16 protein-coding genes are annotated in these 15056 nt (G+C 70.8%); 6 read left to right on the top strand and 10 right to left on the bottom strand.

Going from position 1 to position 15056, the window contains the following annotated elements:
- The first annotated feature begins 84 nt into the window (after positions 1-84).
- Positions 85-690 carry a rhomboid family intramembrane serine protease gene (locus AB0L45_RS13220; RefSeq protein WP_365839171.1) on the top strand — a complete coding sequence of 202 codons (606 nt, stop codon included), beginning with the start codon at positions 85-87 and terminating at the stop codon, positions 688-690.
- A gap of 10 nt (positions 691-700) precedes the next feature.
- Here AB0L45_RS13220 and mqnP read toward each other — a convergent pair whose 3' ends face one another.
- Together mqnP and AB0L45_RS13210 are read right to left on the bottom strand one after the other, a co-directional pair.
- Complete coding sequence (gene mqnP / locus AB0L45_RS13215) at positions 701-1624, bottom strand: menaquinone biosynthesis prenyltransferase MqnP (protein WP_365839169.1); 924 nt, start codon at positions 1622-1624, stop codon at positions 701-703.
- Positions 1625-1626: 2 nt separating this feature from the next.
- On the bottom strand, positions 1627-3084 hold the full coding sequence (locus AB0L45_RS13210; protein ID WP_365839167.1) for a menaquinone biosynthesis decarboxylase: 1458 nt from the start codon (positions 3082-3084) through the stop codon (positions 1627-1629).
- A gap of 88 nt (positions 3085-3172) precedes the next feature.
- On the opposite strand from AB0L45_RS13210, the gene AB0L45_RS13205 reads away from it, so the two are divergent.
- The 4 genes from AB0L45_RS13205 to AB0L45_RS13190 all read left to right on the top strand — a co-directional run bounded on the left by AB0L45_RS13205 (position 3173) and on the right by AB0L45_RS13190 (position 5849).
- Positions 3173-3637: a PLD nuclease N-terminal domain-containing protein gene (locus AB0L45_RS13205; RefSeq protein ID WP_365839165.1), complete on the top strand. Its 465-nt coding sequence runs from the start codon at positions 3173-3175 to the stop codon at positions 3635-3637.
- Between the two features lie 117 nt (positions 3638-3754).
- On the top strand, positions 3755-4183 hold the full coding sequence (locus AB0L45_RS13200; protein ID WP_365839507.1) for a nucleoside deaminase: 429 nt from the start codon (positions 3755-3757) through the stop codon (positions 4181-4183).
- Positions 4176-5231, top strand: coding sequence for a 2-oxoglutarate and iron-dependent oxygenase domain-containing protein (locus tag AB0L45_RS13195; RefSeq protein WP_365839163.1), 1056 nt, complete (start codon positions 4176-4178; stop codon positions 5229-5231). The genes AB0L45_RS13200 and AB0L45_RS13195 overlap by 8 nt, the downstream gene beginning before the upstream one ends.
- A 6-nt stretch (positions 5232-5237) precedes the next feature.
- On the top strand, positions 5238-5849 hold the full coding sequence (locus AB0L45_RS13190; RefSeq protein ID WP_365839162.1) for a DUF4291 domain-containing protein: 612 nt from the start codon (positions 5238-5240) through the stop codon (positions 5847-5849).
- Here the strand turns inward: AB0L45_RS13190 and AB0L45_RS13185 are convergent.
- The 8 genes from AB0L45_RS13185 to hemL all read right to left on the bottom strand — a co-directional run bounded on the left by AB0L45_RS13185 (position 5813) and on the right by hemL (position 14204).
- Positions 5813-6361: an SRPBCC domain-containing protein gene (locus AB0L45_RS13185; protein ID WP_365839160.1), complete on the bottom strand. Its 549-nt coding sequence runs from the start codon at positions 6359-6361 to the stop codon at positions 5813-5815. The genes AB0L45_RS13190 and AB0L45_RS13185 overlap by 37 nt on opposite strands.
- Before the next feature lie 56 nt (positions 6362-6417).
- Positions 6418-7506 (bottom strand): c-type cytochrome biogenesis protein CcsB, encoded by a 1089-nt coding sequence (ccsB, locus tag AB0L45_RS13180; protein WP_365839158.1) that lies wholly within the window; start codon positions 7504-7506, stop codon positions 6418-6420.
- Positions 7503-9245 (bottom strand): cytochrome c biogenesis protein ResB, encoded by a 1743-nt coding sequence (locus AB0L45_RS13175; RefSeq protein WP_365839156.1) that lies wholly within the window; start codon positions 9243-9245, stop codon positions 7503-7505. Before AB0L45_RS13175 ends, ccsB begins: the two co-directional genes overlap by 4 nt.
- 3 nt (positions 9246-9248) lie before the next feature.
- Entirely contained in the window at positions 9249-10010 is a 762-nt protein-coding gene (locus AB0L45_RS13170) for a cytochrome c biogenesis protein CcdA (RefSeq protein WP_365839154.1), read from the bottom strand.
- Positions 10011-10014: 4 nt separating this feature from the next.
- Entirely contained in the window at positions 10015-10629 is a 615-nt protein-coding gene (locus AB0L45_RS13165) for a TlpA disulfide reductase family protein (RefSeq protein ID WP_365839152.1), read from the bottom strand.
- A 144-nt stretch (positions 10630-10773) separates the two neighbouring features.
- Entirely contained in the window at positions 10774-11991 is a 1218-nt protein-coding gene (locus AB0L45_RS13160) for a hypothetical protein (protein WP_365839150.1), read from the bottom strand.
- A gap of 186 nt (positions 11992-12177) precedes the next feature.
- Positions 12178-12858, bottom strand: a complete 681-nt coding sequence (locus AB0L45_RS13155) for a histidine phosphatase family protein (RefSeq protein ID WP_365839148.1) — start codon at positions 12856-12858, stop codon at positions 12178-12180.
- Positions 12859-12896: 38 nt separating this feature from the next.
- Positions 12897-14204 carry a glutamate-1-semialdehyde 2,1-aminomutase gene (hemL, locus tag AB0L45_RS13150; RefSeq protein ID WP_365839146.1) on the bottom strand — a complete coding sequence of 436 codons (1308 nt, stop codon included), beginning with the start codon at positions 14202-14204 and terminating at the stop codon, positions 12897-12899.
- A 270-nt stretch (positions 14205-14474) separates the two neighbouring features.
- On the opposite strand from hemL, the gene AB0L45_RS13145 reads away from it, so the two are divergent.
- Complete coding sequence (locus tag AB0L45_RS13145; protein WP_073769157.1) at positions 14475-15026, top strand: hypothetical protein; 552 nt, start codon at positions 14475-14477, stop codon at positions 15024-15026.
- Positions 15027-15056: the final 30 nt, after the last annotated feature.

Raw genomic sequence — 15056 nt, 5'->3', positions numbered from 1 at the left:
TCCACGGTTCGAGCCTATCCGGCGGAACCATCGGACCCCGCACGGCCGTTTGTTCCAGTGAACGGGGAAGGGGAGGGGCCGCAGATGATGACGCGAGCACTGGAGCGCGCGAAGCCCGCCGCCGCGCTGATGCTGGGCTGGGTCGCGCTGCTGTGGGCCCTGGAGATCGCCGACACCGCGTCCGGCAACGCGCTGGACACCTTCGGCATACGGCCGCGCGAGCTGAGCGAGCTGGCCGACGTGCTGCCCGCCGCCTTCATCCACTTCGGCTTCGACCACCTGACCGCCAACACGCTGCCGCTGCTGCTGCTCGGCTTCCTCGCCGCGTTCCGGGGCGGCCTGCGCCGGTTCGCCGGGGTGGCCCTGCTGATAACCCTGACCAGCGGCCTGGGCGTCTGGCTGACCGCCCCCGCCGGCAGCAACACGGCCGGCGCCTCCGGCGTCGTCTTCGGCCTCTTCGGCTACCTGCTGATACGCGGCTTCACCGACCGCAAGCCGCTGGACATCGGCCTCGGCGCGCTGGTCGCCGTGGTCTACGGCTCGCTCCTGTGGGGCGCGCTGCCCACCGAGAGCGGCATCAGCTGGCAGGGCCACCTCTTCGGGCTGGCCGGCGGGGTGCTCGCGGCGTTCGTCTTCCGGCGGCGCCCGGCCGCGCGGACACCCGGCGAGCGGGCCCGGCCGGTCCCGTAGGCCCGCAGGCTCAGAGCGTCAGGCCGCGGACGAACAGGTCGAGCAGCGCGCAGCCGAACAGCGCTATCCCGATGAACCCGTTGACCTGGAAGAACGCCCGGTTGAGCCGGGAGAGGTCGTGCGGCCGCACGATGGTGTGCTCGTAGAGGAACGCGCCGATGACGATCACCAGGCCGAGCCAGAAGAAGACTCCGGCGTGGGTGGCGAGCGCGTACCAGACCAGCAGGGCCGTGGTGACGGCGTGGCAGGCGCGGGCGCCGTGCAGTGCCCCCGGGATGCCGAAGCGGGCCGGTACGGACTTCACGCCGTGCGCCCGGTCCGCCTGGACGTCCTGGCAGGCGAAGATCAGGTCGAAGCCGCCGATCCAGACGCCCACGGCGACCCCGAGGATCACCGCGTCCCAGGACCACGACCCCGTGACGGCTATCCACGCGCCGACCGGGCCCATCGCCTGGGCGAGGCCCAGGATCGCGTGCGGGAAGTTCGTGAACCGCTTCCCGTACGGGTAGACCACCATCGGGATCACGGCGATCGGCGCCAGCATCAGGCACAGCGGGTTCAGCAGGGCCGCGGCGCCCAGAAAGAACACCACGGCGATCAGCGCGCCGGTCCAGGCGGACCGTACGGACACCGCGCCGGTGACCAGCTCGCGGCCCGCGGTGCGCGGGTTACGGGCGTCGATCTCCCGGTCGATGATGCGGTTGGCGGCCATCGCGAACGTCCGCAGCCCCACCATGGCGACCGTGACCAGCAGCAGCTCGACCCAGTGGACGGTCCTGTCCACCTGGTGCATCGCGGTCAGCGAGGCGATGTAGGCGAAGGGCAGCGCGAAGACCGAGTGCTCGATCATCACCAGGCGCAGGAACGCCTTGATCCTGCCGGGCGGTGCGGGTTCCGGGGCGAACAGATCCGGTGTCGCTGAATCGGCGCTCATGTCTAGAACCCGTACTCCTTCCAGCGGCGGTCGACCTTCGCCGCCGTCGCGGTGTCCGACTCGACCATCTCCGGCCAGCCGCCGTCCCTCGTGTACCCCTCCTCGGGCAGCTTCCGCGTCGCGTCGATGCCCGCCTTGCCGCCCCAGAACTGCTGGTACGAGGCGTGGTCGAGGTGGTCGACCGGCCCCTCGACGACGGTCAGGTCCCGCGCGTAGTCCGTGTTGCCGAGGGCCCGCCAGGACACCTCGTGCAGGTTGTGCACGTCGCAGTCGGCGTCGACCACGATGATCAGCTTGGTCAGCGACATCATGTGCGCGCCCCAGATGGCGTGCATGACCTTCTGGGCGTGCTTGGGGTACTTCTTGTCGATCGAGACGATCGCGCAGTTGTGGAAGCCGCCCGACTCGGGCAGGTGGTAGTCCACGATGTCCGGCACGATGATCTTCAGCAGCGGCAGGAAGAACCGTTCCGTTGCCCGGCCCAGCGGCCCGTCCTCCGTCGGCGGCCGGCCGACGACGATCGACTGGAGCAGCGGCCGCTTGCGCATCGTGACGCAGTCGATGGTCAGCGCGGGGAACGGCTCCTGCGGCGTGTAGAAGCCGGTGTGGTCGCCGAAGGGGCCTTCCGGCAGCATCTCGCCCGGCTCCAGCCAGCCCTCCAGGACGACCTCGGCGTTGGCCGGGACCTGGAGCGGGACGGTCTTGCAGTCCACCATCTCGATCCGCTTGCCCTGGACGAACCCGGCGAACAGGTACTCGTCGATGTCGCCGGGCAGCGGCGCGGTGGAGGCGTACGTCACGGCCGGCGGGCAGCCGAAGGCGATGGCGACCGGCAGCTTCTCGCCGCGCTTGGCGGCCACCTGGTAGTGGTTGCGGCTGTCCTTGTGGATCTGCCAGTGCATGCCGATGGTGCGCTTGTCGTGGCGCTGGAGGCGGTAGAGACCCAGGTTGCGTACGCCGGACTCCGGGTCCTTGGTGTGGGTCAGGCCCAGGTTGAAGAACGACCCGCCGTCCTGCGGCCAGGTGAACAGCGCGGGCAGCCGGTCCAGGTCGACGTCGTCGCCGTGCAGCACGACTTCCTGGACCGGGGCGGCGTCGCCCTTGACCTTCTTCGGCGGTACGTGCGTCATGTTCGCGAGCTTGCCGAACGCCTCCCGCACGCCGACGAAGCCCTGCGGCAGCTCGGGCTTGAGCAGCCCGCCGATCTTGTCGCTGATGTCGTCGTACGACGACAGGCCGAGCGCCTTGAGCAGCCGGCGGTCGGTGCCGTAGACGTTCATCGCCAGCGGCATCGACGAGCCCTTGACGTTCTCGAAGAGCAGCGCGGGCCCGCCGGACTTCTGCACCCGGTCCACGATCTCGCCGACTTCCAGGTGCGGGTCGACCTCGGCCTTGATCCGCTTGAGGTCGCCCTCCCGGTCGAGCGCGCGCAGGAACGAGCGAAGGTCGTCATAAGCCATGCGGTCCAGTATCCGGTACGCACTACCCTGGACGGGTCACCGGGCCCCGCCGAGGCCCGCCCGTCAGCTCAGGGGGGCTGCTTCCGCAATGCTCAGGTATCTGCCGTTCCTTCTGATCCTGGCGCTGTGGATCTACGCGTTCATCGACTGCCTGAACACGCCGGAGAACCAGGTACGCGGCCTGCCGAAGATCGCCTGGGTCTTCATCATCCTGCTGTTCGGCGAGGTGCTGATCGGACCGGTCGCCTGGCTGGTCGCCGGCCGTCCCCGCCGCGAGCACGCCGGCGGCGGCGCGCCGTGGCCCCGCGGCGCGCGCGGCCCGGCCCAGAAGTGGGTGGCGCCGGACGACAACCCCGACTTCCTGCGCTCGCTCAAGGACGAAGGCCGCAAGAACGAGGGCCGCAAGGACGAGACGCAGCAGGCGGAGAGCGGCAAGGACGAGGCGCGCCTGAAGGACTGGGAAGCCGACCTGCGGCGCCGCGAGGAAGAGCTGCGGCGCAAGGAAAACGGTTCGGCGGACGGCGAGGGGAACAACCCGCCGCCGAAGGGCTGACGCCCGCCGGTCGGCGCTCCCCCGCGCTCCGGACACACCGGCCTGATCACGTCCCACGCGTTGCCCGGCCGTCCCGAGGCGAGGAGAGTGGCCGTCGTGAAGGACCGGGAGCGGGAGATGCTGGCGACGGCGCTCGCCGAGGCACGGGCCGGACTGGCGGAGGGCGGCATCCCCATCGGCGCCGCGCTGTACGACGCCGACGGCACCGTCCTCGGACGCGGCCGCAACCGGCGCGTCCAGGACGGCGACCCGTCCGCGCACGCGGAGACCACCGCCTTCCGCGCCGCGGGCCGCCGCCGCGACTACCGCGGCACGACGATGGTCACCACCCTCGCCCCGTGCTGGTTCTGCTGCGGCCTGATCCGCCAGTTCGGCATCTCGCACGTCCTGATCGGCGAGGCGCGCACCTTCCACGGCGGGCACCACTGGCTGGCACAGAGCGGCATTCGGATCGTGCTGCTGGACGACACGGAATGCAGGACGCTGCTGCGCGAGTTCATCGCGGCCCGGCCCGCGTTGTGGAACGAGGACATCGGCCATGAGTGAGCCCCCGGGCCCCGACCCCACCCCGCCCGCGTCTCCCGCCTCTCCCGTATCTCCCGCCTTTGCTGTCCCCACCGTCGACCTCGCCCGCTGGCGGGACGGCGACGCGGCCACCCGCCGGAGCATCACCGAGGCCGTCGACGCCGGACTGCGCGCCGCCGGCTTCCTCCTCGTCACCGGCCACGGCATCGGCCAGGAGCTGCGCGACCGCGTCCGCGCCACCGCCCGTACGTTCTTCGCGCTGCCCGCCGCGGCGAAGCAGGCGTACGCCACCGAGGTCGGCGGCCGCGGCTGGCTCGGCCCCGGCGCCGAGGCCAACGGCGCCGCCGAAGGCACCGCGACCCCGCCGGACCTGAAGGAGTCGCTGTCCTTCGCCTCCGAGGAGCCGACCGGCGTCCCGGCCGTCGACGCGGAGTGGTTCCTGCCCAACATCTGGCCCCACCAGGTCCCCGCCCTGCGCACCGACGTCCAGGACCTGCTGGCCTCGATGCGCGCCCTCTCCGACCAGCTCCTCGAACTCCTCGCCACCGCGCTCGGCGCCGCGCCGGACCGCTTCACCCGGCACACCTCGCACCCCACCTGGGGCTTCAACATCAACTGGTATCCGGGCACGCAGACGGTGGGCGAGGCACTGCCCGGCCAGTTCCGCATCGGCCCGCACACCGACTTCGGCACGGTCACGGTCCTGGACCGGCAGTACGGCAAGGGCGGCCTGCAGATCTGGACCGACCCCGCGCACGGCGGCACCGGCTGGCAGGACGCCCCGTACGTACCGGGCTCCCTCACCGTCAACATCGGCGACCTGATGGCGTACTGGACCGACGGCCGCTGGCGCTCCGGCCGCCACCGGGTGCTGCCGCCCCCGCCGGACGTCCCCACCGAAGAGCTGATGTCGCTGGTCTACTTCTACGAGTGCGACCCGGGCACCCGCGTCGGACCGCTGGCGGACTCCCACACGTACCTGCGCGGCCAGTTGAACGCCATCAACGCGCAGGGCATCCCCGCCCCCGCAAATTCAGTGGCCGCTGCGGACACCGGGCCCCCAGACTGACGCCCCATGCACCACGACACCGACCAGCCCGCCCCCGAGCCCGCGCGCCGTGTCCGCGCCGCCCACACCGGCACCACCGTCACCGTCTACCAGGCGTACGGCCCGTCCCTCGGCCTGCCCGCCGCCCGCGACGGCCGCTTCCCGCCCGCCTGGAAGCGGGACCGGATGACGTGGATCAAGCCGTCGTTCCTGTGGATGATGTACCGCTGCGGCTGGGCCACCAAGCCCGGCCAGGAGCGCGTCCTCGCCGTCGAGATCGACCGCGCGGGCTTCGACTGGGCGCTGCGCAACGCCTGCCTGTCGCACTACGACCCCGCCGTCCACCCCGACCGGGACGCCTGGAAGCGGCAGCTGCGCGCCTGCCCCGCCCGCATCCAGTGGGATCCCGAGCGCGACCTGCGCCTGTCGCCGCTGCCGTACCGCTCGCTCCAGCTCGGCCTGGCCGGTGAGGCGTCGCGCCGCTACGCCGACGAGTGGACGCTCGCCATCCGCGACGTGACCCCGCTCGCCCACGAGATCCACCACCTCGTACGCCAGGGCGACACGGCGGCCGCGGCCGCCCTGCTCCCCGAAGAGCGCCCCTACCCGGCGCCCGCGGAGACCCCCGCCCTCGCGTAGTCCGCGCGCAGTTCCCGCCACCGGTCCAGGTTCCAGGCGGACCAGTCCTTGCGGCGGCCGGCCAGGGCGTCGAGGAGGAATTCGAAGTGGTGGTGCCAGCCGGCCAGGCAGTCCAGGCGGCAGGAGGGCGAGCCGTTGATCTCGTTGGTGAAGCGCAGGCGGGTGCCGGAGGCGCCGGGTCCGGCGGCCGGCTGGAGTTCGAAGCGGATCCGGCCGTGCACGGCGACGGTGTACTCGGCCAGCCGGGTCGGGCCCCAGCCGGTGACCTGGCCGGGGGCCACCGTCGCGGTGCCGTGCTCGTCGGTGTTCTGCCAGCGCAGGGTGATCGCGCCGCCCTCGCGCCGTACGAACGGGTCGGCGGCCGCGAGCCAGCCGGGCAGGCCCTCCTGGGTGGCCACCGCGTTCCAGACGTCCTCCACGGCCTGGGGAAGGCTCAGCACGTAGCGGAGGGTGTGGGTGTCGTCGGCGGAGACGGCGGTGCCGTACGGGACGGGGCTCTCGAGGCGATCCATGAGGCCACCGTCGCGTACGGCACCGGTTCTCGCAGGGGCGTACTGCTCCGACCGGGTCAGACGCCCGAGTAGGAGTGCAGGCCCGAGAAGAAGTAGTTCACGACGTAGTAATTGAAGATGTACGTCAGGAAGGCGAAGAGGCCCAGGTAGGCGGCCTTGCGGCCCTTCCAGCCCGCGGTGGCGCGGGCGTGCAGGTAGGCGGCGTAGGCGACCCAGGTGACGAAGGACCAGATCTCCTTGGAGTCCCAGCCCCAGTAGCGGCCCCAGGCCTCGCCGGCCCAGACGGCGCCCGCGATGATCGTGAAGGTCCACAGCGGGAAGATCGAGGCGTTCACCCGGTAGGAGAACTTGTCCAGGCTGGCCGCGGCGGGCAGCCGCTCCATGACGGAGGTGGCGAAGGCGCCGGGCTGCTTGCCGGACGGGTCGGCCAGCTTGCTCTCGTAGCGGTCGCGGAAGAGGTAGAGCAGCGTGGAGACGGCGCCGAGGTAGAGGAAGGCGCCGGAGATGATCGCGCAGCTGACGTGGATCCACAGCCAGTACGAGTGCAGGGCCGGGACCAGCTGGGAGCTGTCGGTGTAGAGCCAGGTGACGGCGACGCCCAGGTCCAGCAGGACGGTGGCGGTCAGCAGCAGGCCGATCCAGCGGACGTTCTTCTTCAGGGCGAGCAGGACGAGGTAGGCGGCCACCGCGACCATGCCGAAGGTCGTGGAGAACTCGTACATGTTGCCCCAGGGGGCACGCTGCACGGACAGGCCGCGGGTCAGGACGCCGCCGAAGTGGATCAGGAACGCGAGGGTGGTCAGCGAGATGGCGATCCGGCCGTACAGGTCGCCCTTCTCGGTGCCGCCCGCGGCGCCCGGGCCGTCCGGGACGTCCCGGCTGCCGTTGGTGGCGCGGGTGACGACCTTGGGGCGCTCCAGCACGGCGGTGCCGCCGCCCTGCTCCGACCGGGCCGCCGCCGTGGCGGGGGCGGGCACCGTGGCGGTCAGGGCCGCGGCCGTACGGCCGACCTTGCTGCGGCTGCCGAAGGCCCACTCGGCGAGGTGCGCGAGGAAGGCGAGGGTGTACACGGCCATGGCCGAGTAGATCAGCACGTTGCTGATACTGGCCAGGTTCTCGTTGGTGGCTGCGGCAGCGAGGTTCACGCGCGCGCTCCTTCGGAGGGATCAGCAGGATCGGCGGAGTCGGAGGGCTTCGCCGCGTTCTCGGGCTCGGTGGGGGTGGGGGGCGGCTCGGCGGCCGGCGGCGCGTCCGGGCCGAGGGCCTCCGCGAGGTCCGCCAGTTCCTCCGGCAGGCGGGCGGATTCGCTGCGGCCCAGGCCCGCCAGCTCGACGACGGTCACCCCGTCGGCGCCGCGGACGGCCCGTACCCACACCCGGCGGCGCTGGATGAACAGCGAGCCGGCCAGGCCCAGCAGCACGGCGACCGCGCCGATCAGGGCGAGGCCGTTGCCGGGCTGGTGGGAGACCTGGAAGGTGGCCCACTGCTTGACGCCGACGAACTTGATGCTGCCGTCGCCGCCGGGCAGCTTCATCGTCTCGCCGGGCTGCATCATCTGGGCGACGGCGCGGCCGTCCTGCTGGTACTGCTTGAGGTTCTTCTTCTCCAGCTGGTACACGCTCTGCGGCAGCCCGGAGTCCACGCCGAGGTCACCGTGGTACGCGGTGAGCGTCAGCCGCGGGTTGTCCAGCGCGGGGAAGGTGGAGAACATCGAGCCCGAGCCCTTGCCGCCGTACGTCGGCACGAAGAAGCCCGAGAAGCCGAGCTGGTTGCGCTTGCCGTCGGCGGTGCGCGCGTTGGGCACCTTGACCACACCGGTGGAGGTGTAGTTCTGCATGTCCTGCGGCAGGAACGGCACCGCGCCGCTGTAGACCTGCTTGCCGCGGCCGTCGGTGACCTCGACGACCGGCGCGTACCCGTGCGAGAGCAGGAAGACCTTGGAGTCGGCGATCTCCAGCGGGTGGTTGACCTCGATCTTGCCCTGGTGCTCCTGGCCGTCCGCGCCCTGGAAGTACGAGATGTTGGCGCGGAACTCGCGCGGGGTGCCCTTCTGGGGGCCGGTGCGCTCGTAGGACGCGTCGAAGCTCTTGAGCGAGAAGCCGAACGGTTCCAGGTCGTCGGTGTCGTAGAAGGCACCGGACTTGAAGTTGTCGTACTGGGTGAGGCTGTTGGCGAAGCCGTCGCCCTCGACGACGAGCTTGCCGCCCTCGGACTTCCACAGGCTGCCGACGGCGACCGCCACCAGGATCACGATCAGGGAGACGTGGAAGACCAGGTTGCCGACCTCGCGCAGGAAGCCCTTCTCGGCGGCGACCGCGTCACCGACCGTGTGCGCGCGGAAGCGGCGCTTCTTCAGCATGCGCTGGGCGGCGCCGAGCACCTCGTCGGGCGCCCGGTCCGTACGCCACGTCGTGTACGCGGGCAGCCGGGTCAGCCGGCGCGGCGCGCCCGGGGGGCGGCTGCGCAGCTGGCCGACGAACTGCCACGTACGCGGCACGATGCAGCCGATCAGCGAGATGAACAGCAGCAGGTAGATCGCGGAGAACCACACCGAGCTGTAGACGTGGAAGAGGCCCAGCTTGTCGTAGAGGGGCGCCAGCGTCGTGTGGTCGGCGCGGAACTGCTCGACCTTGGTGGGGTCGATGCTGGTCTGCGGGACCAGGGAGCCGGGGATGGCGCCGAGCGAGAGCAGGAACAGCAGGATCAGCGCGACCCGCATGGAGGTCAGCTGCCGCCAGAACCACCGGGCCCACCCGATCGGCCCGAGGGACGGCAGGGAGACCCCTTCGGAGGCCTCCTCCTCGGGCGCGGTGGACAGCTGCGAGCCGGCGGCACCGACATCGGCGTCGTCGGCGTCGCGGGCGGCGTCGTTCTTGGTGGTCATCGATCAGATCCCTGGGGTGAAGCTTTTGGACCAGCTCTGCATGGCGGACAGCAGGTCGGCCCACGCGCCGGTGAGGAGCAGGACGCCGAGCACGACCATCATGCCGCCGCCGAGCCGCATCACCCATACGTAGTGGCGCTTGACCCAGCCGAAGGCGCCGAGCACCTTGCGGAAGGCCAGTGCGACGGCGATGAAGGGCAGGCCCAGTCCCAGACAGTAGGCCACCGTCAGCAGGGCGCCGCGGCCGGCACTGGCCTGGTTGATGGCGAGCGAGCTGACCGCGGTGAGGGTGGGGCCCAGGCACGGCGTCCAGCCGACACCGAAGAGCACGCCGATCACCGGCGCGCCGGCCAGGCCCATGGCGGGCTTCTTGTGGAAGCGCAGCTCGCGCTGGCCGAAGTTCTTCAGGACGCCGGCGAAGGCCAGGCCGAGCAGGATCATCAGGACGCCGAGGACCTTGTTGAGCAGGTCCTGGTAGTTCTGGAGCACCGTGCCGAAGTAGCCGAAGAGCGCGCCGCCGGAGACGAAGACGGCGGTGAAGCCGAGGACGAAGAGGGAGGCGCCGGCGAGCATCCGGCCGCGCTTGGCGTCGGCGAGGTCCGTGCCGGTCACGCCGGTGACGTAGGACATGTAGCCGGGTACCAGCGGCAGTACGCAGGGCGAGAAGAAGGAGACCAGGCCGCCGAGGAGGGCGACGGGCACGGCGAGCAGCAGCGCGCCCGAGGTGATGGTGGCGGCGGGGCCGGTGGCGGCGAGGGTGATCACGTGATCACTTCTCGTCGATCAGCGGCTGGAGCATCTTGCGCAGCTCGTCCTCGCTGAGCGGGCCGATGGACCGCGCGGCGATCTTCCCCTCGCGGTCCACGGCGATGGTGGAGGGGATGGCCTGCGGGTTGAGGCTGCCCTTGGGGAAGCGCAGCATCAGCTTGCCGGTGGGGTCGAACAGGCTCGGGTACGGCACCTTGTGCTGTTCCTCGAAGCTGACCGCCTGGGACTTCTGCGAGTCGCGGGTGTTGATGCCGACGAACTGGACGCCCTTGGCCTTGGTCTCGTTGGCGACCTTGGCGAAGTTGGGGGCCTCGGCGATGCAGGGGGCGCACCACGATCCCCAGACGTTGAGGACGACGACCTTGCCCTTGTAGTCCGCGATGTCCAGTTTCTGACTCTGGGTGGTTTCGCCGGAGATGTCGGGGACGGGCTTGCGTTCCGCCTTCGCGACCCGCTCGACGCCGTCCTTGCCCTCGACGAACTTGGTCTGTTCGGAACCGCCGGAGGTGCCCTCGCCGCAGGCGCTCAGCGTCAGCGCGGCGAGCGCGGCTCCCGCGGCGAACAGCGCGGTGCGGCGATGACTGGCGAGTCGTCGGGGGACGCGGCAGGCACTCATGTGAAAAGTTTCGCATGGGGCGGTCACGGATCTTCCGCACCCCCCTCGCCGACGCCGGGCCGGTCGCGTCGGAGCACGTCAGGCGCCCTGCGGGCGGAACCGGCACGGGCCCGGGCGCGCGGCCCGGGCCCGTGCTCCGGCGGCTCAGGCGCCGGAGAGGAACGTCTTCCAGCCGCCCGTCGGCTTCTGTCCGACCCGCAGGCCCTGGAGCTTGGCCACGACCTTCGGGTCCTGCGCGTCGAGCCAGTCGGTGAACTGCCGGAACGAGACCAGGCGCACGTCCTTGCGCTTCTCGTCGGCGATGTGCTTGAGCGCTTCCTCGACGGCGTCCATGTAGATGCCGCCGTTCCACTGCTCGAAGTGGTTGCCGACGAACAGCGGGGCGCGGTTGGTCTCGTAGGCCCGCTCGAAGCCCTTGATGTACGCGCCGGCGGCCTCCCTGCGCCAGCCCGGGTAGTTCGCGGGCGGGCCCTTGGTGGAGTTCTTCGACTGGTTCGCGAGGATGTTGTAGTCCATGGAGAGGACCTCGAATCGGTGGCCGGGGAAAGGTATCTGCTGGAGCGGGAAGTCCCAGATGCCCAGCTTCTTCTTGGGCCACATCTGCAGGCCGCCCGGCGAGCTGGCGTCGTAGCGCCAGCCCAGCTTCTTGGCGGTGGGCAGCAGGTTGTCCTGGCCGAGCAGGCACGGCGTACGGCCGCCGATCAGTTCCTTCTCGTAGTCGAAGGGCAGCGGCTCAAGATCGGTGAAGCCGGTGTTGGTACGCCACTTCTTGACGAAGTCCTTGGCCTGGTCGATCTCGGACTGCCACTGCGCGGGGGTCCAGTGCTTGACCGAGGTACGGGCCTCGCCGCAGAAGTGCCCGTTGAAGTGGGTGCCGATCTCGTGGCCCTCCAGCCACGCCTCCCGCACGTTCTTCAGGGTCGCCTTGATGTGCTCGTCGGAGAGGTAGCCGATGTCGGAGGCGCCGACCTTGTTGTTCGGCGGGCGGTAGAGGTGCTTCTTGGACTCCGGGAGGCAGTAGAGGCCGGAGAGGAAGAAGGTCATGGCCGCGTTGTGGTCCTTGGCCAGCTTGCGGAAGCGCGGGAAGAGGCCGTTGCCGACCTCGCCCGCGCCGTCCCACGAGAAGATCACGAACTGCGGCGGGGTCTCGCCGGGCTCCAGCTTGCGCGGCTTCTCCGGCTGGTGGGGCTGCGGACCCGCGTCGGCCGTCGAGCCGTCGCCGATCGGCTTGGCCTTGGCCTGCACCGCGTTCTTGTCCTGGCCGGACTCGGAGCCGGAGCCGGTGGAGCAGCCCGCGACGCCGAGCGCCGCGGCCGCACCCACTCCCAGGCCCAGTACGTTCCGCCGACTGATCGCGCGCATACCGTCGTCCCCATCCGTACTCGTCACACTCAATATCCGTATAAACGGACATCGAGTAAGAGGCTTTGTCGAACACGGAGGTTCCGGGCTATTGGCGCAAATCTCTTATTTTACTTTTAGATGACCTCACGTCACACCGGCCTCTCGCGTCCCTCGCACCACAAGACGCGAAAAGCCGGTCCGGCGTCACGCTCCGAAGGCCTTGGATTTTCCGGCCTGCGGCTTGGCGCCCGCGCGCAGGTGCGCCGGCACCAGATCGAGCGCAGGCTCGCTGTAACCCACTGAAATGATCTTGTCGCCGCGGAAGGTGAACGAGGTCAGCGAGGCGAGCGTGCACTGCCGCTTGCGCGGGTCGTGCCACAGCCGCCGCCGCTCGGCGAAGCTGCGCACGATCCAGATCGGCAGCTGGTGGCTGACCGCCACCGCCTCGTGCCCGCGCGCCGCGTCGCGCGCCGCGCCGAGCGCCCCCATCATCCGTACGACCTGCTCCAGGTACGGCTCGCCCCACGACGGGCGGAACGGGTTGGTCAGGTACTTCCAGTTCCCCGGCTTCTTCAGCGCGCCGTCACCGACCCCGAAGGTCTTGCCCTCGAAGACGTTGGCCGCCTCTATCAGCCGCTCGTCGGTGGCCAGGTCCAGGCCGTGCGCCTTGGCGACCGGCGCCGCGGTCTCCTGCGCCCGCTCCAGCGGGGACGCCACGACGTGTGTGATGTCCCGCCCCGCCAGGTGCTCGGCGACCCGGTCGGCCATGCTGCGGCCCAGCTCGGAGAGGTGGTAGCCGGGCCGCCGCCCGTACAGCACGCCCTCGGGGTTGTGCACCTCACCGTGCCGCATCAGGTGTACGACGGTGATGTCTTCGCTGCTCATGTCATCCATCTTCCGGTCCGCTCCGCCGCCCGCCGCGCTCACGCGCTCGCTTCGGCGGCGGCCCGGGCGGCCGCCGGCAGGGCGGCGGCGATCCGCTCGACCGCCCGCTCGTCGTGGGCGGTCGAGACGAACCAGGACTCGAACGCGGACGGCGGCAGGTACACGCCCTGGGAGAGCATCGAGTGGAAGAAGGCGGTGAAGCGGAACGCCTCCTGCGCCTTGGCCGAGGTGTAGTCGGTCACGTCCTGGTCGGTGAAGGCGAACGAGAACATGTTGCCCGCGACCTGGAGACGGTGCGCGACGCCCGCCTTCGTCAGGGCGTCGGTGACCAGCGAGCGCACCTGCTCCGAGACCGCGTCGACCGTGTCGTACGCGGCCTGGTCCAGCAGCTTGAGCTGCGTGACACCGGCGGCCGTGGCGACCGGGTTACCGGACAGGGTGCCCGCCTGGTAGACCGGGCCGGCCGGGGCGAGGTGGGCCATCACATCGGCGCGCCCACCGAAGGCCGCGGCCGGGAAGCCGCCGCCCATGACCTTGCCGAAGGTCATCAGGTCGGGCCGGACGCCGTCGATGCCGTACCAGCCGGTGCGGCTGACCCGGAAGCCGGTCATGACCTCGTCGGAGATGTAGAGCGCGCCGTTCTCGGCGCACAGGTCCTTCAGGCCCTGGTTGAAGCCGGGCAGCGGCGGGACGACGCCCATGTTGCCGGCCGCCGCCTCGGTGATCACACAGGCGATCTCGCCGGGGTGCGCGGCGAAGGCGGCCCGTACCGCCTCGATGTCGTTGTACGGCAGCACGATCGTGTCACCGGCCTGGGCGCCCGTGACGCCGGGCGTGTCCGGCAGTCCGAAGGTGGCGACGCCGGAGCCGGCCGCGGCCAGCAGCGCGTCCACGTGCCCGTGGTAGCAGCCGGCGAACTTCACGACCTTGGTCCGGCCGGTGAAGCCGCGGGCCAAGCGGATGGCGGACATGGTCGCCTCGGTGCCGGAGGAGACCAGCCGGACCTGCTCGACCGGGTCGATCCGGTCCACGATCTGCTCGGCCAGCTCGACCTCGCCGGCGCCGGGCGTGCCGAAGGAGGTGCCGCGGGCGACGGCCTCCTGGACGGCGGCGGTCACCTCGGGGTGGGCGTGCCCGAGGATCATCGGTCCCCACGAGCACACGAGGTCGACGTACTCGCGTCCGTCGGCATCGGTGAGGTACGGACCGGTACCGGACACCATGAACCGGGGCGAACCACCCACGGCGCCGAACGCGCGCACGGGAGAGTTCACCCCGCCCGGCGTCACAACGGCCGCGCGGTCGAAGAGCGTCTGCGAAACTGGGGCTTCATAGGGAAAAGGCACTGTGATCCTGACCTGCACAAACGTAGGAAGGGGCGGCGGCGGGCGGCGGCACCCGGGCGGAGCGCGGAACGGAAAACCCCCCGCTCCCGTCCAGGTGTCAGACCCTGCGGGTCTGCAAAACTGGGACAACGTACGAGTAAGTCACGCAAGCAATGGTCTCAGAGGCGCACGGGGGCGCGCGGCCGGGCGTTTCACGCGCCGGTGACGGGGGAGGTCTCTGAGACGATGATCGGGTTGCGCGGCTGGGGCTGCGAGTGGTCGGGTGGAGATATGCATCGCGGTGGCGGACTGGGCGAGGGCACCGATGACCGGGGTCCTGAGCGCGACCAGCGGGGCCGCCACCGGCGCGAGGAGACCAAGGGCGGGGGAAACAGAGGCGGCCGCATGGGGGTGACGTACAAGTACTTCGGCGCGCCGAACGGTGCCACGGCGGCGCGCGTGCCGATCTCGATGCGGCCCGAGGAGCTCGGCGGCGACGAGCTCGGCATGGGCGGCATGTTCACGAAGATCAAACCGGAGACGATGGCCGCGATGGTCCTCACCGGTATAGAAGGCATACCGCTGCACAAGGTCCCCCCGCTCGAACTGGTCGTCCTCCATCCCGACTACGCGGTCGTCAAGCTGCCCATGACGGTCGTCGACCCGCTGCGCGGCGTCGGCGAGGAATCGGTGGGCGCGGCGGCCTTCATCTGGTCCACGGTCCCCGACCGCGGCGGCCCGCGCGACGCCTTCACGGTCTACCAGCTGCTCCACGAGTGGCAGGACTTCTCCCACCGGCTGCACGAGGCGGGGCATCAGGCGTACTGCCTGGTGTGGCCGTGACCTCCCGGTAGTCCCGCACGTCCGCCCCTG

It is taken from the genome of Streptomyces sp. NPDC052496 (assembly GCF_040679095.1).
In the GTDB taxonomy this organism is placed as follows: Bacteria; Actinomycetota; Actinomycetes; order Streptomycetales; family Streptomycetaceae; genus Streptomyces.
Note: the sequence above shows the minus strand (reverse complement) of the source record. Positions and strands in the feature narration are given on the sequence as shown.